This is a genomic window from Massilia litorea (assembly GCF_015101885.1).
In the GTDB taxonomy this organism is placed as follows: domain Bacteria; phylum Pseudomonadota; class Gammaproteobacteria; order Burkholderiales; family Burkholderiaceae_D; genus Telluria; species Telluria litorea.
Genome location: NZ_CP062941.1, coordinates 3,770,715 through 3,791,000 on the forward strand (window position 1 = coordinate 3,770,715; position 20,286 = coordinate 3,791,000).

Annotated in this window: 20 protein-coding genes and 2 pseudogenes; 14 read left to right on the plus strand and 8 right to left on the minus strand. The window is 63.8% G+C overall.

The annotated features are described in order from the left end of the window. On the minus strand, positions 1 to 708 hold the full coding sequence (locus LPB04_RS16960; RefSeq protein WP_193685683.1) for a GntR family transcriptional regulator: 708 nt from the start codon (positions 706 to 708) through the stop codon (positions 1 to 3). Between the two features lie 237 nt (positions 709 to 945). On the opposite strand from LPB04_RS16960, the gene LPB04_RS16965 reads away from it, so the two are divergent. The 4 genes from LPB04_RS16965 to LPB04_RS16980 all read left to right on the plus strand — a co-directional run bounded on the left by LPB04_RS16965 (position 946) and on the right by LPB04_RS16980 (position 5,335). Next, positions 946 to 2,169, plus strand: coding sequence for a pyridoxal-phosphate-dependent aminotransferase family protein (locus tag LPB04_RS16965; protein ID WP_193685684.1), 1,224 nt, complete (start codon positions 946 to 948; stop codon positions 2,167 to 2,169). 69 nt (positions 2,170 to 2,238) lie between these two features. After that, a complete protein-coding gene (locus LPB04_RS16970) occupies positions 2,239 to 3,252 on the plus strand; it encodes a Bug family tripartite tricarboxylate transporter substrate binding protein (protein WP_193685685.1) in 1,014 nt (337 codons plus the stop codon). An 11-nt stretch (positions 3,253 to 3,263) separates the two neighbouring features. Beyond that, entirely contained in the window at positions 3,264 to 3,782 is a 519-nt protein-coding gene (locus LPB04_RS16975) for a tripartite tricarboxylate transporter TctB family protein (protein WP_193685686.1), read from the plus strand. An 11-nt stretch (positions 3,783 to 3,793) separates the two neighbouring features. After that, positions 3,794 to 5,335, plus strand: coding sequence for a tripartite tricarboxylate transporter permease (locus LPB04_RS16980; RefSeq protein ID WP_193685687.1), 1,542 nt, complete (start codon positions 3,794 to 3,796; stop codon positions 5,333 to 5,335). Between the two features lie 37 nt (positions 5,336 to 5,372). On the opposite strand, the gene LPB04_RS16985 is transcribed toward LPB04_RS16980, so the two are convergent. Beyond that, on the minus strand, positions 5,373 to 6,575 hold the full coding sequence (locus LPB04_RS16985; protein ID WP_193685688.1) for an ammonium transporter: 1,203 nt from the start codon (positions 6,573 to 6,575) through the stop codon (positions 5,373 to 5,375). Positions 6,576 to 6,965: 390 nt separating this feature from the next. Between LPB04_RS16985 and LPB04_RS16990 the strand changes: the two genes are divergently transcribed. The 5 genes and pseudogenes from LPB04_RS16990 (at position 6,966) to LPB04_RS17005 (ending at position 10,497) form a co-directional block, all read left to right on the plus strand. Further along, the gene (locus tag LPB04_RS16990) at positions 6,966 to 7,763 is read left to right on the plus strand and encodes a creatininase family protein (protein ID WP_193689051.1); all 798 of its coding nucleotides are present in this window, start codon (positions 6,966 to 6,968) and stop codon (positions 7,761 to 7,763) included. Between the two features lie 11 nt (positions 7,764 to 7,774). Further along, a complete protein-coding gene (locus LPB04_RS16995; protein WP_193685689.1) occupies positions 7,775 to 9,037 on the plus strand; it encodes a YncE family protein in 1,263 nt (420 codons plus the stop codon). Position 9,038: 1 nt separating this feature from the next. Then, positions 9,039 to 9,176: pseudogene (locus LPB04_RS24465) on the plus strand (cold shock domain-containing protein); the annotation flags it as partial. A gap of 3 nt (positions 9,177 to 9,179) precedes the next feature. After that, positions 9,180 to 9,617: a DUF1294 domain-containing protein gene (locus LPB04_RS17000; RefSeq protein WP_229515050.1), complete on the plus strand. Its 438-nt coding sequence runs from the start codon at positions 9,180 to 9,182 to the stop codon at positions 9,615 to 9,617. A gap of 79 nt (positions 9,618 to 9,696) precedes the next feature. Beyond that, a complete protein-coding gene (locus LPB04_RS17005) occupies positions 9,697 to 10,497 on the plus strand; it encodes a ferritin-like domain-containing protein (protein ID WP_193685691.1) in 801 nt (266 codons plus the stop codon). On the opposite strand, the gene LPB04_RS17010 is transcribed toward LPB04_RS17005, so the two are convergent. Next, the gene (locus LPB04_RS17010; RefSeq protein ID WP_307727229.1) at positions 10,466 to 10,747 is read right to left on the minus strand and encodes a hypothetical protein; all 282 of its coding nucleotides are present in this window, start codon (positions 10,745 to 10,747) and stop codon (positions 10,466 to 10,468) included. The two genes, LPB04_RS17005 and LPB04_RS17010, sit on opposite strands and share 32 nt — an antisense overlap. Positions 10,748 to 11,429: 682 nt before the next feature. Next, a complete protein-coding gene (locus LPB04_RS17015; RefSeq protein ID WP_193685692.1) occupies positions 11,430 to 12,305 on the minus strand; it encodes a TIR domain-containing protein in 876 nt (291 codons plus the stop codon). Positions 12,306 to 12,491: 186 nt separating this feature from the next. Here LPB04_RS17015 and LPB04_RS17020 point away from each other — a divergent pair, with 186 nt between their 5' ends. Together LPB04_RS17020 and LPB04_RS24100 are read left to right on the plus strand one after the other, a co-directional pair. Further along, positions 12,492 to 13,424: a hypothetical protein gene (locus tag LPB04_RS17020; RefSeq protein WP_193685693.1), complete on the plus strand. Its 933-nt coding sequence runs from the start codon at positions 12,492 to 12,494 to the stop codon at positions 13,422 to 13,424. Positions 13,425 to 13,533: 109 nt separating this feature from the next. Next, positions 13,534 to 13,638 (plus strand): annotated as a pseudogene (locus LPB04_RS24100) (DUF455 domain-containing protein); the annotation flags it as partial. On the opposite strand, the gene LPB04_RS17025 reads toward LPB04_RS24100, so the two are convergent. After that, positions 13,607 to 14,836, minus strand: coding sequence for an MFS transporter (locus tag LPB04_RS17025; RefSeq protein WP_227496448.1), 1,230 nt, complete (start codon positions 14,834 to 14,836; stop codon positions 13,607 to 13,609). The pseudogene LPB04_RS24100 and the gene LPB04_RS17025 overlap by 32 nt on opposite strands. A gap of 107 nt (positions 14,837 to 14,943) precedes the next feature. Here LPB04_RS17025 and LPB04_RS17030 point away from each other — a divergent pair, with 107 nt between their 5' ends. From LPB04_RS17030 to LPB04_RS17040, 3 genes are all read left to right on the plus strand, one after another. Continuing rightward, positions 14,944 to 15,885 carry a LysR substrate-binding domain-containing protein gene (locus LPB04_RS17030; RefSeq protein WP_193685694.1) on the plus strand — a complete coding sequence of 314 codons (942 nt, stop codon included), beginning with the start codon at positions 14,944 to 14,946 and terminating at the stop codon, positions 15,883 to 15,885. After that, entirely contained in the window at positions 15,882 to 16,460 is a 579-nt protein-coding gene (locus LPB04_RS17035; protein ID WP_193685695.1) for a flavin reductase family protein, read from the plus strand. Before LPB04_RS17030 ends, LPB04_RS17035 begins: the two co-directional genes overlap by 4 nt. Before the next feature lie 168 nt (positions 16,461 to 16,628). Next, the gene (locus LPB04_RS17040; protein WP_193685696.1) at positions 16,629 to 17,330 is read left to right on the plus strand and encodes a pirin family protein; all 702 of its coding nucleotides are present in this window, start codon (positions 16,629 to 16,631) and stop codon (positions 17,328 to 17,330) included. A gap of 57 nt (positions 17,331 to 17,387) precedes the next feature. Here the strand turns inward: LPB04_RS17040 and LPB04_RS17045 are convergent, their stop codons facing one another. The 3 genes from LPB04_RS17045 to LPB04_RS17055 all read right to left on the minus strand — a co-directional run bounded on the left by LPB04_RS17045 (position 17,388) and on the right by LPB04_RS17055 (position 20,210). Next, positions 17,388 to 18,299 (minus strand): LysR substrate-binding domain-containing protein, encoded by a 912-nt coding sequence (locus LPB04_RS17045; RefSeq protein ID WP_193685697.1) that lies wholly within the window; start codon positions 18,297 to 18,299, stop codon positions 17,388 to 17,390. 73 nt (positions 18,300 to 18,372) lie between these two features. Further along, a complete protein-coding gene (locus LPB04_RS17050) occupies positions 18,373 to 18,972 on the minus strand; it encodes an outer membrane beta-barrel protein (protein ID WP_193685698.1) in 600 nt (199 codons plus the stop codon). A gap of 185 nt (positions 18,973 to 19,157) precedes the next feature. Next, the gene (locus LPB04_RS17055; RefSeq protein ID WP_407943905.1) at positions 19,158 to 20,210 is read right to left on the minus strand and encodes a branched-chain amino acid aminotransferase; all 1,053 of its coding nucleotides are present in this window, start codon (positions 20,208 to 20,210) and stop codon (positions 19,158 to 19,160) included. Positions 20,211 to 20,286 lie beyond the last annotated feature (76 nt).

Consider the following 20,286-nt stretch of genomic DNA (forward strand, 5'->3'; position numbering starts at 1 on the left):
CTAGGCCTTTTGGGTGGCTTCGTATGCGCGCAGGTCGGACACGACCGTGAAGCGCTTGGACTGAAGGTGGTGTTCGAGGATGGCGCGCAGGGCAGGGCCGTCGCGCCGCTCGAGGGCGTCGAGCATGATGCCGTGCTCCTTCATCGCCGCATCCCACTTGTCCTGGTTGAAGTTGGAACGGAAGCGCAGGTTCTGGATGCGCGCGTTCAGGTGCAGGTAAGTGGTGGTCAGCACCGCGTTGCGGGCCGCGGCGTTGATGCGGTCATGGATTTCGTGGTTGATCTTGTAGTAGGCCGCCAGGTCGCGCCGCGCATGCGCCGCCTGCATCTCGTAATGCAGCGCGCGGATCTCGACGACTTCGGCATCGGTGATGCGTTCGCAGGCCAGCTGGCCGGACAGCGCCTCGAGCGCGCCCAGCACCTCGAAGGTCTGCTCGATGTCGGCCATCGACATTTCGGCCACCTGGGCGCCGCGGTTGGGAAGAAGTTCGATCAGGCCTTCGCCGGCCAGGACCTTGAACGCCTCGCGCAGCGGCGTGCGCGAGACCATCAGCTGTTCGCACAGCACCCGTTCGTTGAGCCGGGTGCCCGGCGCCAGGGTGCCCTCAATGATCATGTCGCGCAGGCGTACCGTGACGGCGGAAGCCAGGCCCTGGCGGTCGATGACGGCCGGACGGGCTGGGGGTGGGAGTATTGGTTCGTGAATCATGAAATATATTGTATACGATTTTTCGAGCGTCAAATGATTCTTTCGACACCGTCCGCCCCGGCTGCCAGGCTCGCCACGCCTTGCGCATCGACTATAGGGTAGCGGAAAAGACTGCGATTGCCGCGCTGCGGCGCAACACGATATTTTCTTGACACTGCCGCGTTTAAGTATATTGTATGCAAAGTTGCTCGTCGCTCGAATATCTCTGACTGCGTTGGCCCTTCTCTAGGAGTTGCAATGTTGAAGCTGAATTCCCACCCGTCCGGACGGCATTTCCTGCAGATCCCCGGCCCGACCAATGTCCCCGACCGCATCCTGCGTGCCATGGACTATCCCACCATCGACCACCGCGGTCCCGAGTTCCAGCAGCTGGGCAAGAAAATCCTGGGCGAGATCGGCCAGATCTTCGGGACGACGCAGCCGGTGGTGATCTATCCGGCCTCCGGCACCGGCGCCTGGGAAGCGGCGCTGGTCAACACGCTCTCGCCAGGCGACACGGTACTGATGTACGAGACCGGTCACTTCGCCACTCTGTGGAAGAAGCTGGCCGAGCGGCTCTCCCTGAAACCCGAATTCATCGGCGACGACTGGCGCCGCGGCGCCGACGCCGCCCGCATCGAAGCGCGCCTGCTGGAAGACACCGCGCACCAGATCAAGGCCGTCTGCGTGGTGCACAACGAAACCTCGACCGGCGTCACCTCCGATATCGCCGCAGTGCGGCGCGCCATCGACAAGGCCGGCCACCCGGCGCTGCTGCTGGTCGACACGATCTCTTCGCTCGGCTCGCTCGACTACCGCCACGACGAATGGGGCGTGGACGTCACCGTGGCCGGCTCGCAGAAGGGCCTGATGCTGCCGCCCGGCCTGTCCTTCAATGCGGTGTCGCAAAAGGCAATTGCCGCTTCGCGGACGGCGAAGCTGCCGCGCGCTTTCTGGGCCTGGGACGAGATCATCGAAGCCAACAAGAACGGCTTCTGGCCCTACACCCCGGCGACCAACCTGCTGTATGGCCTGTCGGAAGCCTGCGACATGCTGCTGGAAGAGGGCATGCAGAACGTGTTCGCGCGCCACCAGCGCCATGCCGAGGCGACCCGCCAGTGCGTGCGTGCCTGGGGCCTGGAGATCCTGTGCCAGAACCCGGCTGAATACAGCGGCGTGCTGACGGCGGTGGTCATGCCGAATGGCGCGAACGGCGAACGCCACAACGCCGACGCGCTGCGCAAGCTGATCCTGACGAATTTCAATATGTCGCTGGGCCAGGGCCTCTCCAAGCTGAGCGGTTGGGTGTTCCGCATCGGACACCTGGGCGATTTCAACGACCTGACGCTGATGGGCACCCTGGCCGGGGTCGAGATGGGCCTGGCGCTGGCCGGCGTGCCGCACCAGGCCGGCGGGGTGGCCGCGGCGATGCGCTCGCTGCGGGAATCGCTGCCGGGCCCGTCCCTGCAGCGGGCGGCATAGCATCCTTTCGCGACTCACCTCTGGAACAACACTAAAAACAAGGGCCACGGCCCGGACAGGAGACGGTTCATGAACAGCCTCACCCCGAATTTCAAGCTCAAGCATGCTCTCGCAATCGCAGGTCTGACGGTCGGCATGGCGCACGGCGCCATGGCCAAGGACTGGGAACCCACCAAGTCGATCGAGTTCATCGTGCCCTTCGGCGCCGGCGGCGCCACCGACAACATGGCGCGCGCCATCCAGGGAATCATCGCCAAGCATAAACTGGTCAGCCAGCCGATTGTGGTGCAGAACAAGGCGGGCGCCGGCGGCGCCGAAGGCCTGCTCGACATCAAGAGCACGCCGGGCGACGCCCACCGGCTCGTCGTGTCGTCCTCCGGCCTGTACACGGTGCCGCTGGCGACCGGCCTCGATTTCAACTGGCGCGACCTGACGCCGGTGGCGATGGTGGCGCAGGACGAATTCGTTTTCTGGGTGAACAGCGAAACCCCATACAAGACGCCGCTCGAGTACCTGGCGGCAGTGAAAAAGGAACCATCGAAATTCAAGATGGGCGGCACCAGCTCCAAGCGCGAAGACCACATCATCACCGCCCTGGTCGAGAAGGCGGCGGGCGTCAAGTTCGTGTACATCCCGTACAAGGGCGGCGGCGAGGCGGCCACCCAGCTCTCGGGCAAGCATATCGACTCGAACCCGAACAATCCGTCCGAATCGATCGCGCAATGGCGCGCCGGCCAGCACCGCGCCCTGTGCCTGTTCGCCGACAAGCGCAGCGCCTATACCGAAAAGGTGACCGATACCCAGAGCTGGGCCGACATCCCGACCTGCAAGGAAAAGGGCCTCGACGTGCAGTACCAGATGCTGCGTGTCTTCATGTTGCCGGGCAAGGTCGCGCCGGAGGTGACCAAGTACTACACCGACCTGATGATGAAGGTGGTCGCCACCCCTGAGTGGAAAGAGTACGTGACGAAGAACGCCTTGAAGTCGACCGTCATGGTGGGCGACCAGCTGCGCGCCTACCTGGGCAAGGACGAACAGAACCACCGCCAGATCATGAAGGCGGCCGGTTTCATGGCACCGTAAGGGACGCGTCCATGAACTCCCAGGAAGACATCGACGGCAGCGTCGCGCCATCGGCGGCCGTCATCACCAAGCGCACCGCGGAAATCGTGGTCGGCATCGTGGTCGCCGCGTTCGCGCTGCTGGCCATCGTCAGCAACTACAAGCTCGGTGCCGGCTGGGCGGACGACGGCCCGCAGCCCGGCTACTTCCCGATGCGCATGGGGATCGCCATTTTCCTCGCCAGTCTCGTGGTGCTGGTCCAGGCGCTGCGCAAGAACGACCGCTCGGCATTCCTCGAGCAGGCCCAGGCCAAGCTGGTGGCGATCGTGCTGCTGCCGCTGATCGTCTACATCGCGGCGGTCCAGTTCATCGGCATCTACGTGGCCTCGGCGCTGTTCATCGGCATCTTCATGTGCCTCGTCGGCAAGTTCAGCTGGTACCGGTCGGCCCTCACGGGTGTGATCGTCAGCCTGGTCCTGTTCTGGATTTTTGAAATCATGTTCACGGTGCCGCTGCCCAAGGGCCCGCTCGAACAGTTGTTCGGTTACTGATCGGATATCACATGGATGACTTCAACGCGCTGCTCAACGGTTTTGCGACCGTCCTGTCGTGGCATAACGGCGGGCTGATGATCGTCGGCATCCTGCTCGGGATCGTGGTCGGGGTGCTGCCCGGGCTCGGCGGCCCGAACGGCGTGGCGATCCTGCTGCCGCTGACGTTTACGATGAACCCGACTTCGGCGATCATCCTGCTGTCCTGCATTTACTGGGGCGCGCTGTTCGGCGGCGCCATCACCTCGATCCTGTTCAATATTCCGGGCGAGGCATGGTCGGTGGCCACCACCTTCGACGGTTATCCGCTGGCCCAGCAGGGCAGGGCGGGCGAAGCGCTGACCAGCGCCTTTACCGGCTCCTTCATCGGGGCGCTCGTCGGCGTGCTGATGATCACCTTCCTGGCGCCGCTGGTGGCGAAATTCGCGCTGCGCTTCGGGCCGCCCGAATTCTTCGCGGTGTATTTCCTCACCTTCGCCAGCTTCATCGGCATGGGCAAGGAATCGAAGGCGAAGATCGTGATCGCCATGTGCATCGGCTTCGTGCTGGCGGCCGTCGGCCTCGATACCATCTCCGGCCAGTTGCGCATGACCTTCGGCGCCCCGCAGCTGCTGCGCGGCTTCGACTTCCTGGTGGCGGTGATCGGCCTGTTCGGCATCAGCGAAATCCTGATCACGATCGAGGAAGGCCTGGCCTTCCGCGGCAAGAACGGCAAGATCGACCTGAAGGTGGTGTTCAAGACCTGGGCCACGATGCCGCGCCACTTCGCCACCCTGCTGCGCTCGTCGGCGATCGGCTGCTGGATGGGCATCACGCCGGGCGGCGCCACGGCGGCCTCGTTCATGGGCTATGGCGTGGCCAAGAAATTTGCCCGCGACCAGGACAGCTTCGGCAAGGGCAATATCGCCGGCGTGCTCGCCCCGGAAACGGCGGCGCATGCGGCCGGCACCAGCGCCTTGCTGCCGATGCTGGCGCTGGGCATCCCGGGCTCGGCCACCGCCGCGGTGCTGCTGGGCGGCCTGATGATCTGGGGTCTGCAGCCGGGTCCGCTGCTCTTCGTCGAGCAGAAGGATTTTGTCTGGGGACTGATTGCCAGCATGTATCTCGGCAACCTGTCGGGCCTGATCATCGTGCTGGCGACGGTGCCGCTGTTCGCCGCGATCCTGCGCATTCCGTTCTCGATCATCGCCCCGGCGATCCTCGTGGTGTGCGCGATCGGCGCCTTCACGGTGCACAACGCCCAGTTCGACATCTGGCTGATGCTGGCCTTCGGCATCGTCGGCTACGTGTTCAAGAAACTCGACTACCCGCTGGCGCCGCTGGTGCTGGCCCTGGTGCTGGGCGACCGCGCCGAGGACGCGTTCCGCCAGAGCATGCTGGCCTCGCGCGGAGGGTTGGGGATTTTCTGGAGCAACGGGCTGGTCGGCACCATCATGACCCTCGCCGTGGCCGGGCTCGGCTGGTCGTTGCTGGGTTCGCTGCGCGAGCGTTTCTTTCCGCGCGCCGCAGTGACTGAATCGGCCGGTGGCGGGGCAACCCAGCCGCAAGGCTGACCTTGTGGGGTGGGCGGAGCCCGCCCTACATTCCCTTTTACCAGCTCGTCTCGCGCTCGGCCGTCGCGCTGATCTTGTGGATCGACAGGTCGGCGCCGTTGTACTCCTCTTCCGGATCGAGGCGGATGCCGACGGTCTTCTTCAGCAGCCCGTAAATGATCCAGCCGGACGCGGACGCGATTCCGATGCCCAGCAGCGTGCCGAGCAGCTGCGCGAAAAAGGACACGCCGCCGAGGCCGCCGAACGCGTGCTGGCCGAAGATGCCGGCCGCAATGCCGCCCCAGGCGCCGCACAGGCCGTGCAAGGGCCACACGCCCAGCACGTCGTCGATCTTCCACTTGTTCTGCGTGAGCGTGAACATCCAGACAAAGACGCCCCCGGCGATGGCGCCCGTCACCAGCGCGCCCAGCGGATGCATCAGGTCCGAGCCGGCACAGATGGCGACCAGGCCGGCCAGCGGTCCGTTGTAGGCGAAGCCCGGGTCGTTCTTGCCGGCCAGGACGCCGGCCAGGGTGCCGCCCACCATCGCCATCAGCGAATTGAGCGCCACCAGGCCGTTGATCTTGTCCAGCGTCTGCGCGCTCATCACGTTAAAGCCGAACCAGCCCACCGCCAGCACCCAGGCGCCGAGTGCCAGGAAGGGAATGCTCGACGGCGGGTGGGAAGAAATCGCGCCGTTTTTCGAATAACGGCCGCGACGCGCGCCGAGCAGGATCACCGCCGGCAGCGCCACCCAGCCGCCGACCGCATGCACGACCACGGAACCGGCGAAATCGTGGAACTCCGCGCCCAGCGCTCCCTTCAGCCAGGCCTGGATGCCGTAGTTATGGTTCCACACGATGCCTTCGAAGAAGGGATAGACGAAGCCGACCAGCAGGGCCGTGGCGACGAGCTGCGGGTGGAAACGGGCGCGCTCGGCGATTCCGCCGGAAATGATGGCCGGGATGGCCGCCGCGAAGGTCAGCAGGAAGAAGAACTTCACGAGCTCGAAGCCGTTGCGCTGGCTGAGCGAGGCGGCGTCCGAAAAGAAGTCGACGCCGTAGGCGATGGTGTAGCCGATGAAGAAATAGGCAATCGTCGAGACCGCAAAATCGACCAGGATCTTGACCAGCGCATTGACCTGGTTTTTCTTGCGCACCGTGCCAAGCTCGAGGAATGCGAAGCCGGCGTGCATGGCCAGGATCAGGATTGCGCCGAGGAGAACGAACAGGGTGTCGGCGCCGTGTTTGAGTGCATCCATCCGAAAAACTTTCTAAAAAAGTGCATGGTTGAGACGTAAGCGTGTTTCTAAGCAAGTTCCGGGCCGCCTGCCGCACCATGCCAAGTCCTTGATTTGACAAGCGAGCCGGCCTGGATTGAACATCATGCACTGGAATCGTGCATTGGCCGCACCATATTGGACAGAAGGCTGCACCAGTTGTCGCACCAATAATGAGCGTACTGCGGCTTTGCAACAGAGACGGGCAAAACACCTTTAACATCGGTTTTGCATGGGCCGCTTGCTCTACAATGTTGAAGTAATGACGCGCGGCAAGCGTCCGCTCACGCAGTCAATCGCCCTGGAAAACGGAACACGATGCTTCATCCGCAAAAAAGTCGGCAGCGCAAGGTATGTGTGGTGGCCAGCCTCATGCTGGCGCTGGCCGCGCCCACGCTCGCGGCCGCATCGGGACCTGCCAGCGTCTATATCGAAGACCTGACTTCGCCCGAGCTGCGCGACCGCATCGCGGCCGGTGCCACCACGGTGCTGGTGCCGATCGGCGGCACCGAACAAAGCGGTCCGCATATCGCCCTCGGCAAGCACAATGTGCGCGCCCGCGTGCTGGCGGGCCGCATCGCCCAGGGCCTCGGCAATACGCTGGTGGCGCCGACGATTGCCTACGTGCCCGAGGGTGCGATCACGCCGCCGGCCGGGCACATGCGCTTTGCCGGCACGATCTCGATACCTGACGCTGCCTTCGAGTCGGTGCTGGAAGCGACGGCGCGCAGCTTCTGCCAGCATGGGGTGCGCGACGTATTCTTCCTCGGCGACCACGGCGGCTACCAGAAAAACGAAGAAAAGGCCGCGGCACGCGTCAACCGCGCGCCATCTTGCCGCGTTCACGCCTTGCTCGACTATTACCGGGCAACGCAGAGCAGTTATGTGGCCGAGCTGAAGCGGCGCGGCCATGGCGATGCCGAAATCGGCATGCACGCAGGGCTGGCCGATACGGCCCTGTCGCTGGCAATCGATCCGGCGCTGGTACGCCAGGACGCGCTGGCGGCCGGCGCAAAGGCAGGCAAGGCGGGCGGCGTCGACGGCGATCCGCGCCGGGCGACGGCCGAACTGGGCCGGCTCGGCGTCGACCGCATCGTGTCCGCTTCGGTCGCCGCCATCCGCGCCAGTCTGCAAGAACACCCAATCCAGAACCCATCCAGGCAACCGTAAAGAACTCCATCGTGCCATCGAAAAAAGTAGTCGTCGCCGCCGTCCTTGCCGCCGCCATCGCCGCCGGCGCCTTCAGTGTCCTCCGTGTGCGGGACGTCGCGCCTCCCGTCGCCGCTGTCAAAAAAACGCCCGTCGTCACGGAGGCGGGCATGCCGCCGGTCGTCGATTCGCTCAACCTGTACAGCGAAATCGGCTCGACCCACCTGAGCGCAGCGGTCAGCAAGGACCTCGAGCGCGTCTACGTGCCGAACCTGCGCTCGAACGATGTCAGCGTGATCGATCCGGCAACGATGAAGGTGGTCGACCGCTTCAAGGTCGGCATCAGTCCCCAGCACGTGATCCCGTCCTGGGACCTGCGCACGCTATGGGTAGCGAATAACGCCGAGCGCAAGAACACCGGCAGCCTGACGCCGATCGACCCCGCCACCGGCAAGCCGGGCCCCGAGGTGGAGGTCGACGACCCCTACAACATGTACTTCACGCCCGACGGCAAGTCGGCCATCGTGGTCGCCGAGGCGCGCCGCCGGCTCGACTTCCGCAACCCGCACACGATGGCGATGCAGTACGCGATCGACGTGCCCCAGTGCGGCGGCATCAACCACGCTGAATTCTCGATCGACGGCCGCTACGCCATGTTCACCTGCGAATTCGACGGCTCGGTCGCCAAGATCGACCTCCCCAACCGCAAGGTGCTGGGCTACCTGAAGCTCAGCATGCCGGCCACGCGCGTGCGCGAAGGCTTCGATCCGCGCAACCCGGGCGCCAGCGAGATCTGCACGAGCAAGAAGGGCATGCCGCAGGACGTGCGCATCTCGCCCGACGGCAAGCGCTTCTATATCGCCGACATGATGGCCGACGGCGTCCACATCGTCGACGGCGCGAGCTTCACCAAGGTCGGCTTCATCCCGTCCGGTCCCGGCACCCACGGCCTGTATCCCAGCCGCGACGGCAAATTCCTCTACATCACCAACCGCGGCACCCACCGCATCCACGGCAAGCGCAAGGGCCCGGGCAGCGTCGACGTGCTGGAGTTCGCAAGCGAAAAGATCGTGGCCCACTGGGCGATTCCGAACGGCGGCAGTCCCGACATGGGGAACGTCAGCGCCGACGGCAAATGGCTGTGGCTAGCCGGACGCTTCGACGACGTCGTCTACCGCATGGACACCGCCAACGGCGACGTGCGCCAGGTAAAAGTCGGCGGCGAGCCGCACGGGCTGACGGTGTGGCCGCAGCCGGGGCGGTATTCGCTGGGGCATACAGGGAACTTGCGCTAGCGTGCGGTACCAGGGAAAAATCACTTCCTGGAAGGATGAGCAGGGCTTCGGGTTCATTACTCCGAACGGCGGAGGGCCGGCGGTTTTCGTCCACATCAAATCGTTCTCCGATCGCAGTCGCCGTCCGGCAGCCGACAACGTAGTGACCTATGAGCTGAGCGCAAACGACAAAGGGCAGCCGCGGGCCGAGAACGTCGCTTTCGTGCGGCTTGGTGCGCGGCGTCAGGCGAATGCCCGCACGGGAGGCATTTCGCTGGTCATTGCAAGCTGTTTCCTCCTGCTCCTGGCCGTTGCCGCGTTGGCGGGGAAAGTGCCGGCTTTCCTGTTTGGCCTGTATATCTGCTTGAGTGTGATGACGTTCATCGCTTATGCAGTCGACAAATCCGCCGCGCAGAACAATCGGTGGCGCACCCCGGAAAGTACGCTGCATATGCTCTCCCTGGCCGGGGGATGGCCGGGCGCCCTCGTGGCGCAGCAACTGCTCCGGCATAAGTCGAAGAAAGCATCCTTCCGCATGGCGTTCTGGCTGACTGTCCTTGTCAATTGCGGCGCACTCGGCTGGTTCCTGTCTTCAGCCTGAGGCTGATCTGGCAATATCCGACGCGGGCTATCGGCCGCCGGGCTGATACACTGCCGCCTTTATCCGCACGAGAACGACCATGCCACACGTCCCGGAATTGCGGGCTGGCGCGCTGCGCTGCCTGCTCGAGACCGATCCGCTCATCAAGACCCGCGAAGTGGCGGCACTGGCCCAGGCGTTTGCCGCCGGTGCCATCGCGCTCGACAGCGGCACCGCGCTGCAAGCGGATGGGGCGATTCCCGGCCGTCCCGCGCGCCCCGAACTGGTATCGCCGCGCCTGGTCGGCCGGCGCTCGATGACGAGCGTCGAGGGCCGCGCCATGCTCGCCCACGCGCTGGCCCATATCGAATTCAACGCCGTCAACCTGGCGCTCGACGCCCTGTGGCGCTTCCCCGGCATGCCGGACGCCTATTACGCCGACTGGCTGCAGGTTTCGAAGGAGGAGGCCTACCACTTCACGCTGCTGTCCGACCATTTGAAGACGCTGGGTTATGCCTACGGCGACTTCCCCGGTCACGACAGTCTGTGGGAGATGGTCGACAAGACGAAAGGGGACGTGCTCGCGCGCATGGCGCTGGTGCCGCGCACGCTGGAGGCGCGCGGCCTGGACGCGATTCCGCCGCTGCGCGCGAAACTGGCCCAGGCCGGGGACATGGCGGCGGCGAGGATCCTCGACATCATCCTGCGCGACGAGGTCGGCCACGTGGAAATCGGCAACCGCTGGTACGGCTTCCTGTGCGCGGCGCGCGGGCTTCCGCTGCGCGCCACCTACGACGATCTGGTCGTGCGCTACAAGGCCCCGGTGCTGAAGGGGCCATTCAACCTGGAGGCGCGGCGGCGCGCCGGCTTTACCGAAGAGGAGCTTGCGCGCTTTGCGTGAGGCGGCGCTCGGCCGCCCACTCGCTCGTCCAGTAGACCAGCGCGGCTGCGGGGAAGGCGAGGCCGGTCAGTAGCGCGGCCTGCCAGCCGTGGCGGGCATACACCCACGCGCCCAGCGCGGAACCGACCGCGCCGCCGGCGAAGAACAGGGCGAAGAAGATGCCGTTCAGGCGGCTGCGCACTTCGGCGCCGAGCGCGAAGATGGCGCGCTGGCTCAGCAGTATGCCTTCTTTCGCCTTATTGAGGATCATCCGCCGACGTGATTAGACCTGTCCTGCAAGTACACCGTGCTGTCTAAGCCACTCGTAGAGAGCTTCAAGAGGATCTTGCTTTTGTGCGCGGTCTCACTTGCTGCATAGGCCAATTACTTCAGGTCTTCGAGGCAGAATTGCATTTACAAATTAAGCATCCAATTGAGCTTGATGCGTTCGTCGGCAGTTAGGAAATTAATACATCAGTAATCGCGGACTGGCCTATGGATGCCAGCATGCGATCGCGAATAGCGTATATTAGCCTTCGACGCCGACTGTCCTTTCGTGAAACAATCAAGTACTATTTGAACTACCTGTGCGCTGATTAGTTCAGTCATACGTCTTTGATTGTTGAGCTGTCTAGTATCCAACGTGAATAGACTACTCCTGCACGTACTCGGCACGTCTGGTCCACGCTTAAACCCTTTGAACAGCATCTTATTGCCATGCAACGTCATCAGCGTCACGTCGAGCAGGGGAGGGATGAGCGGCTTAGCCTGTTGGTCATCATGGGCTGACAGCTTCAGCTTAGGTACGCCGCCGCAGTAGAACATGGTGAGGTCGCCCTCGGTAGGTGCCGCCGAGAGGATTTCGCGCTCGTGCTTGCGCTGGCCCCTTCTCCTCAATGGTGTAACTTTACTGTGCATACATACAGTAAAGCGTACTGCTACAAGAGCTAGGTTTAAGACAGTCCAGCATTTCTTACGGCATTACGCACAAACTCCGCCGGGATGTCTTTCCCTTGTATCTTTGCTTCAACAGTTGCCAGTCTAACGAACAGTTCCATCATCGTTTGGTCGTATCCCATATCCTCGCCTTCTTTAATGAGATCATCTAAGGGGTGTCCCGCAACAATCCTTTCTTTCATCCGACTTACGATAAGTTGCTGGGTAGTAACGGCGCTTGGTACCGAAACTGCGGCGCTGATTCCTTTCCCTTGCTTGTGCTGCCAGGACGGGAAATGTTCGGAAGCGCTTTCAAGCTTTCTAATCCGCTGAGTCATCCCTCGTACATGCTCAAGTACCTCACTCATAATGTCGTCGGCGGGTCGCTTCACGACCTTTGTCTCTTGCGGGATCTCAGTGATCAGTTTGCTCCAGCGCGTTTGGAATTGATTCCAATATGCGTCGAAAGCGTCCGTTAAGACAGCGTCGTCAAGGGCAGCGTCGCCAAGCTGCCTATTAAGAGTCCGTGCCAGTTTGCGCATGTCCTCCTCGGTCGGCTGGGTATGGTTGAACTGCGCGAGCGGGTCACGAATATCGCTCGGTTCAAGGTCCACTAAGAACGTACACACTCGACTGTTCGACAGCCCCTTGGCAAGCGCACCTGCCTCGAACAAAATCCAAGGGCGATCTTTGTTCTCTTGAGTCAGACAGACGATCCCTATCGCCGTATCGCTGAGATTATTGCTGATCTCAGAGAACCAAAGAGAGCCGCGGTCGACGTCTTCTGTAGAGATCCATGGGCGTGCCGCCTGAATGATACTGCGCGTCCACCATTTCAACAGCTCCGCAGCAGCGCGGCTACGTGAGCCAGACCAGCTCATGAATACCTTCATCAACCACCTCAAGAATTTGTAAGTCTTGCAAGTCTACTCCAACCGCTCATCAAGCGGCGGGGAAGCGATAGTTTGAATTTAAATAGCACGCGATCGAGGCCCAAACTGCCAGAACTTATGAGGAGTTGTCATCCGCTAAGTTAGGGTCTACTATGGTTGCCTTTCTTGCATCTAGGTGACCGATAGATGGACGACCTCATCAAAACCATGAAGGCTCAGCTATACGATCGAGCCAGCAGCCCACTCGTTTTCTCCTTCATATGTTCTTGGATTTTCTGGAACTATCGGCTGATCGTTATCTTGTTTTCAGGCGGAAAATCATCTGAAAAGTTCGCCGACATTGAGGCATTACCCAAGAGGTTCGATAACTTCACGATACTTGGACAGTCGATTTCACCTGATTATTACTGGCTGTGTGTGGGATTTCTTGGGCCGGCATTGGTGACGGTGTTTTACCTCATGGTCCTCCCATATTTCGAGGAGAAAGCGTTCGAGTTATCGTCGCGAAAAGCGGTGCGTATGAAAAAGATTAAGCTCGCAACCGAAAACGATACGCCTATCGGGGAAGAGGAGCGGATGAAGCTTAGGGAGACGATCCGAGCGGCTGAGAAGATGCGTGACGAAGGTATTGAAGAACAGAGAAACCTTCGTGCAGGTGAGATCGCTGATCTGAGGTCGCAGCTTGACGTTAGCCGTAATGCTTCCACTACGATTGAGAAGAACTTGAATAAGCAGATCGATGATTTGCGACTAGAGTCAGACAAACTACGCCGGGAAAAGCTTGAAGTTGAGGAAAAGACGGCCAGCTCAAATGAGGTGATAGCGAAGGTTTTCTATCTCGACGAATTGGCTCGCGCGTTATTTGGTTCCATGGCTGAGGCTGAGGTAAGCGGCGCAACCTTCACTCCAGGAAATGGCGATAATGCTCAACGCATTCTTAAGCAGCTCGAAAACGCTGAGCTAATCGAGCCCTACAGGGACGCTCACAGGCTGACAGGCTTCGGCCATGACATACACCTCCGCCGTGTGCTAACGACCCCTCAAAATATTGCACGGTGGGGAGTTCTTCGGCCCCAGAGCGTTGGACCGCGAGGAATAGAGTTAGACGCTTCGTCCTGACAATCGGCGCATGCGTCGAGCCTTCAGCTCGCTGTTGAGGATACAAAGGTACTGGCGAGCCCAGAGGTGTTTGGACTCTGCTGATGATGGAGTCATCATCAGAGAGCAGGAACTGGTCGTACGCTACAAGGCCCCGGTGTTGAAGGGGCCTTTCAACCTGGAGGCGCGGCGGCGCGCCGGTTTCACTGAAGAGGAGCTTGCGCGCTTTGCGTGAGGCGGCGCTCGGCCGCCCACTCGCTCGTCCAGTAGACCAGCGCGGCTGCGGGGAAGGCGAGGCCGGTCAGTAGCGCGGCCTGCCAGCCGTGGCGGGCATACACCCAGGCGCCCAGCGCCGAACCGACCGCGCCGCCGGCGAAGAACAGGGCGAAGAAGATGCCGTTCAGGCGGCTGCGCACTTCGGCGCCGAGCGCGAAAATCGTTCTCTGGCCCAGCACCAGGTTGGCGGCCACCCCCATGTCGAGGATGATCGAGGCCAGTACCAGCAGGCCGAGCGCGACCTCGCGCGAGCCCGGGGCGAACAGGGGCAGGACGAAACTGACGACGCCCAGCAGCAGCGCGGCGGCGGTCGCGAACAGGGTGTGCCCCTTGTCGGCGAGACGTCCCGCCACCGGCGAGGCGACGGCGCCGGCCATGCCGACCAGGGCGAAAATCGCGATCCCTGTCTGCGACAGCCCGAAGCCGGGACCGGCCAGCACCAGCGGGGTGACGGTCCAGAACAGGCTGAAGGAGGCGAACATGGCCGCATGATAGGCGGCGCGCCGGCGCAGCACGGGCGTGGTCGTCAACAGCTGCCACATCGAACCGATCAGGCGGCCGTAGGGCAGGGACGAGGCAGGGGCGCGTTGCGGCAGGCGCGCACGCAGCACGAAGGCCAGCGCCGCGATCGCCAGCGCCGCGCCGCCGTACACGGCATGCCAGCTGAAGTGGTCGGCAATCAGGCTGGCGGCCGGCCGCGCCAACATGATCCCCAGCAGCAGGCCGCTGACGACCTTGCCGACCGTCTGGCCGCGCGTTTCCTCGCGCGCCAGGTGGGCGGCGAAGGGCACCAGTACCTGGGCGGCCACCGAACCGAGTCCGATGCCGAGCGAAGCGGCCAGGAACAGCGCGGCGCTGCTGCTGAAGGCGGCGGCGGCCAGCATGGCGCTGGTGCCCAGCAGCAGGACGAAGACCAGCTTGCGGTTTTCCAGCAAATCGCCCAGCGGGACGATGAACAGCAGGCCGAGCGCATAGCCGACCTGGGTCAGCGTCACGATGAGTCCGGCCGCATCGAGCGAGAGGCCGGTGGCCGCGCTGATCGGTCCGACCAGGGTCTGGGCGTAATAGAGGCTGGCGACGATCAGGCCGGCGGCGAGGGCGAGCAGGCGGATCATGCCGGGTGAAATATCGTCTGCAGGGGAATGAATCGGTGTCATGGCGGCTCCTCGATAAGTTGCCCCCATTCTAGCGAGGCGCACTGTAAAGATAATTACCCGGTTCATCTCCTATACAATTCGTTTTATATGAACAATCGGGGCAGGCCGTGGACCGGATCAAAGCCATGCAGACCTTCGTGCGCATCGTCGAGGCGAGCAGTTTTTCGCGCGCGGCGGAAACCCTGAACCTGCCGCGCGCCTCGCTGACGGCGACCATGCAGAACCTGGAAGCCTATCTCGGCACCAGGCTGCTGCTGCGCACGACACGTTCGGTGGCGCTCACCACCGACGGCGCCGAATTCTACGCCCGCTGCGTCGAGATCCTGGCCGCCGTCGAGGCGGCCGAGGGACGCTTTCGCAGCAGCGAAGGCGTGCCGCGCGGCCGCTTGCGGATCGAGCTGCCGGGCGCGGTCGGGCGCCGCGTGGTGGTGCCGCGCCTGGCGCAGTTCCACGCGCGCTATCCGGACATCGAACTGGTGGTGAGCCTGGCCGACCGCCTGGCCGACCTGACCCGCGACGGCATCGACTGCGCGCTGCGGGTGGGAGAGCTCGACGATTCTTCCCTGATCGGGCGCCAGGTCGGCAGCATGCGCTTCGTGACCTGCGCCGCGCCGGCCTACCTGGCCAGCCACGGCGTGCCGGAGACCCTGGAAGATCTCGACGGGCATCGCGGCATCGTGCATTTCTCGGGCCGCACGGGCCGCCCCTTCGACTGGGATTTCAGCGTCGGCGGGCGCATCGAGCGGCGCCGGCTGCCCGGCATGCTCTCGGTCAACGACGCCGACGCCTACGTCTCCTGCGGCCTGCAGGGCCTGGGCATCATCCAGGCCGCGACCTACATGGTCCACGATCACCTGGCGAGCGGCGCGCTGGTCGAGGTGCTGGCAGACTGTCCGAGCGTGCCGATGCCCGTGTCTCTGGTCCATCCGCAAGGCCGGATGGCGAGCCCGAAGCTGCGTGTGTTCGCCGAATGGGTCGAGGACCTGTTCGCCGCCGACCCGCATCTCTGCCGCGCACCGTCCTTACCGTTATCTTCGGAGAATGCATGAACCAACACATCCAGCCGGTCCCCCTCGATAAAGCCTACCGCCTGCTGACCCACGGTCCGACGGTGCTCGTGTCCGGCCACTTCGAGGGCGTCGACAACGTCATGGCCGCTGCCTGGGCCTGCGCCCTCGATTTCGCACCGCCCAAGCTCACCGTGGTGCTCGACAAGGCGACCCGCACGCGCGCGCTGATCGAGGCCAGCGGCCGCTTCGTGATCCAGGTGCCGACCGCCGCGCTGCTCGAGCTGACCAACCGGGTCGGCAACCGCAGCCTCGACCAGCACCCCGGCAAGCTGCGCGAAGCCGGCGTCGCGCTGCTGCGCCTTGGCGGCGACACGCTGCCCTTCGTCGCCGGTTGCGCGGCCTGGCTCGAATGCCGCCTGGTGCCCGAGCCGCACATCCAGGCGACGTATGACCTGTTCATCGGCGAAGTGGTCGCCGCCTGGGCCGACGAGCGCGCTTTTCGCGACGGCCACTGGCAGTTCGAGAACGCCGGGCCCGAGTGGCGCAGCATCCACCACGTGGCCGGCGGCCAGTACTACGCCATCGGCGAAGCGCTGCGGGCGCAGGAGGATTGACCCGTTCGAAAATTTCGATGATAGCCGTGCAAACTACTCGCTTTTTGATCCGGCAGGGGGCGCGCATAATTCAATCCATGCACAACACGGCCAGCGTTGAACCGGGAGAGCCCGGGGAGGCAGCGAGATTCGAATCGTTCGAACGGCCGATAACAAAAGGAGCGCATCATGTTGAAAGTACGTAAAAGCGAAGAACGCGGCGTCGCCAATTTCGGCTGGCTCGATTCGAAGCACACCTTCTCGTTCGGCCACTACCACGACCCGGCCCACATGGGCGTCGGCCCGCTGCGCGTGATCAACGAGGACCGTGTCTCCGCCGGCCGCGGTTTCGACGCGCACGGCCACCGCGACATGGAAATCATCTCCTACGTGCTCGACGGCGCGCTGGAACACAAGGACAGCATGGGCAACGGCTCGGTCCTGCGCTATGGCGACGTCCAGCGCATGAGTGCCGGCGACGGCGTGGTGCACAGCGAGTTCAATCATTCGAAGACGGAACCGGTGCACTTCCTGCAGATCTGGATCCAGCCGAACGAAGTCGGCAAGCCGGGCGGCTACGAAGAGAAGCATTTCGACGTCGCCTCGAAAACCGGCCGCCTGCGTCTGGTGGCCTCGCCTGACGGCCGCGAAGGATCGGTCTCGCTGCGCCAGGATGCCTTCCTCTACGCGGCGATCCTGGACGGCAGCGACGACCTCTCGTTCCCGCTGCGGCAGGGCCGGATCGCCTATGTCCACGTGGCGCGCGGTGCGCTCAACGTGAATGGCGTGGCATTGAAAGCCGGCGACGCGGTGCGCATCGACGCCGAGGAGAAGGTGACGCTCGACGGCGCGGTCGACGCCGAAGTGCTGCTGTTCGACCTGCCGCTGTAAGCGACGGACACCTGCGGCACGATGTCCGTAGGGTGGGCATGCCCACCCTACAAGGCGTCAACGCGGCTCGATCAGCCGCGCCGCGCTGCCCGAGGTCCGCAGGCGCTCGCGCCACCAGCGCAGCGCCGCGCCTTCCTCTCCGGTGCGCCAGGCGAGATACAGGGTCTCGTCCGGCTTCGGTTCCTCGACTTCCTTGACCACGAAACGCCCCTGCGCAATGTCCTCGCGCACCCAGGCGCCGGGCAGGAAGCCGAAGCCGAGGCCCGCGCGCTGGAAGTCGTACTTGGTCTGCATGTCGGGCGCCGCCAGCGTGTCCTGGCCGAACAGCAGGCCGACGGTGCGCGCCTGCAGCTGGCGCGCCGAATCGGACACCGAGACCGCGCGATGGGCCGCGAGATCGCTTTTCGACAGCGGATGGTCGACGCCGGCCAGCGGATGTCCGGGTGCGACCACGAACACGAAGGCGATCGTGGCGATCGGCTCGGCCGTGTAGCCGCCGCCCGGCGGACCCATGCCGGCCGCACCCACCAGCAGGTCGGCGCGGCGCTCGAGCAGGGCTTCCCAGGTGCCCGAGAGTGCTTCCTTCATCAGGCGCAGGCGGGTCTGGTCGGCGATGCCGTAGAAGGCCGTGATGTCGTCCATCAGCGCGCAAGGCGAGAGCATCGAATCGATCGCGATCGTGAACTCGGTCTCCCAGCCGGAGGCCACGCGCCGCACGCGCCGTTCCAGGTCGCCGGCGGCTTTCAGCAGGTAGCGGCCTTCCTTGAGCAGCTCGGCGCCGGCGGCGGTCAGTTCGACGCGCGGGCCGAAGCGCTCGAACAGCTGCACGCCGAGGTCTTCCTCGAGCCTGGAGACGGTGTAGGAAATCGTGGACGGCACCCGGAACAGCTCCTTGGCGGCGGCGGCAAAGGAGCCGCGGCGGGCGATGGTGTCGACGGTGAGCAGTGCGTCGAGGCTGAGTTTGAGCATGCGGTTCCAGGTCCCTCAAAAATGAAAAACCACGATCGCTCGTGGTTTCCGGTTGTGCGTTCCGAGGCCGGCCTCAGAAATAGACGTTCACGAACAGGCCGACGTGGTCGCCCTTGACCGGGATGCGGCTGATTTTTTCCTTGAACTTGTCGTTCGCGTAGCGCAGCCTGAAGCCGACGCGCGGCGAGTAGGCGTATTCGATTTCCGCCACCGCACCGGTGCTGTCGGTGAAGTCGTAATCGCCGACGTCGGAGGCGCCGCCGCTGCTGAACGCGACCTTGGTGACGTAACGCAGGCCGCCGCCGACGCGCACTTTCTCGCCCACATGATAGAAGCCCAGCAGCTCGAGTGGGATGCGGTCGAAGCGCATGTGGCCATTGCGCGCGTTCAGCTGGTCGACGTGGTAGCCGATCGTGCCCTGCATCGAGAACCGGGGGTTGACGCGGTAGTCGATGCCCAACTGCAGGGCGATCGAGTCGCCGGCCTTGATGTTCAGTTCGCTGTCGTCTTCGTAGAAGGCGGTCGCGATCTTGTCGCCGCCAAGGGTCAGGCCGGCGCCGAACACGAAGCGCAGCGGCCTGGCGGCGAGGTCCTCGACCGGAACGAAGGTCTGGGCCTGGGCCGCGCCGAGCGAAGCGATGGCGAGGGCAAATGCAAGTGCAATTTTTTTCATGTCGTTATCGTTGATTTTATCGTTCGGCAGGACGCAGGCATGCGTGGTCCGTGGATCGACATGATAAAGAGACAATTGTCTAGATGCAATCAATTGCTTGCTGGTTGTTGTCTCAATGGAACATTGACGATATTGCCGGCGAGGGAAGCGGCCTGCCGCTTCCCTCGCCGGCGCGATCGAAACGATCAGAACACGCGCTGGATCCAGCCGTGCTTGTCTTCGGCGCGGCCGTTCTGGATGTCGAGCAGCGCAGTCTTGAGACGCGTGGTGACGGGACCTGCTTCGCCGTTGCCGATGGCCGCTTCGAAGCCCTTGCCCTTGACCTTGCCGATCGGGGTGACGACGGCGGCCGTGCCGCAGGCGAAGGCCTCGGTCAGGCGGCCGCTGGCGGCGTCCGCTTTCCACTGGTCGATCGAATACGGCTCTTCGCGCACCGTCAGGCCCATGTCGCGCGCAAGCACGATCAGCGAATCGCGGGTGATGCCCGGCAGGATGGTGCCGGTCAGCGGCGGGGTCTGGATCGAGCCGTCTTCGAACACGAAGAAGATGTTCATGCCGCCCAGTTCTTCGACCCATTTGCGCTCGACGGCGTCGAGGAAGACGACCTGGTCGCAGCCTTCGCGCGTGGCTTCGGCCTGGGCCGCCAGGCTGGCGGCATAATTGCCGCCGCACTTGGCGTCGCCGGTGCCGCCGGGCGCGGCGCGGATGTAGTGCTCGGAAACCCACAGGGTCACGCCGGCGGCGCCGCCCTTGAAGTAGTTACCGGCCGGCGAAGCGAACACGCAGAACAGGTATTCGGCGGCCGGACGCACGCCCAGCGCGACTTCGGTGGCGATCATGAACGGACGCAGGTAAAGCGCGGCGCCTTCCAGTTTCGGGATCCAGTCGCGGTCGGTGCTGACGATCGCGTGCACGGCTTCCAGGAACAGTTCTTCCGGCAGCGGCGCCATCGCCAGGCGGGTGGCGGAGTTGCGGAAGCGGCGCGCGTTGGCGTCCGGGCGGAACAGGGCGGCGCCGCCGTCCGGCTGCGGATAGGCCTTCAGGCCTTCGAAGATTTCCTGCGCATAGTGCAGCACCATCGTCGACGGATCGAGCGGCAGCAGGCCGCGCGCCTCGACCTTGCCGTCGTGCCAGCCGCGGCCCTCGGTATAGCGGATCGTGACCATGTGGTCGCTGAACGCGCGGCCGAAGCCCGGGTTCTCGAGCAGCGCGGTGCGCTCGGGGGTGGGAAGGGGCATCAGGCTTTGCTGGATCGACAGGGTCGATGGACCAAGTTTGTTCATACAGTCTCCGAGAAACAAAAATGCGCGACAG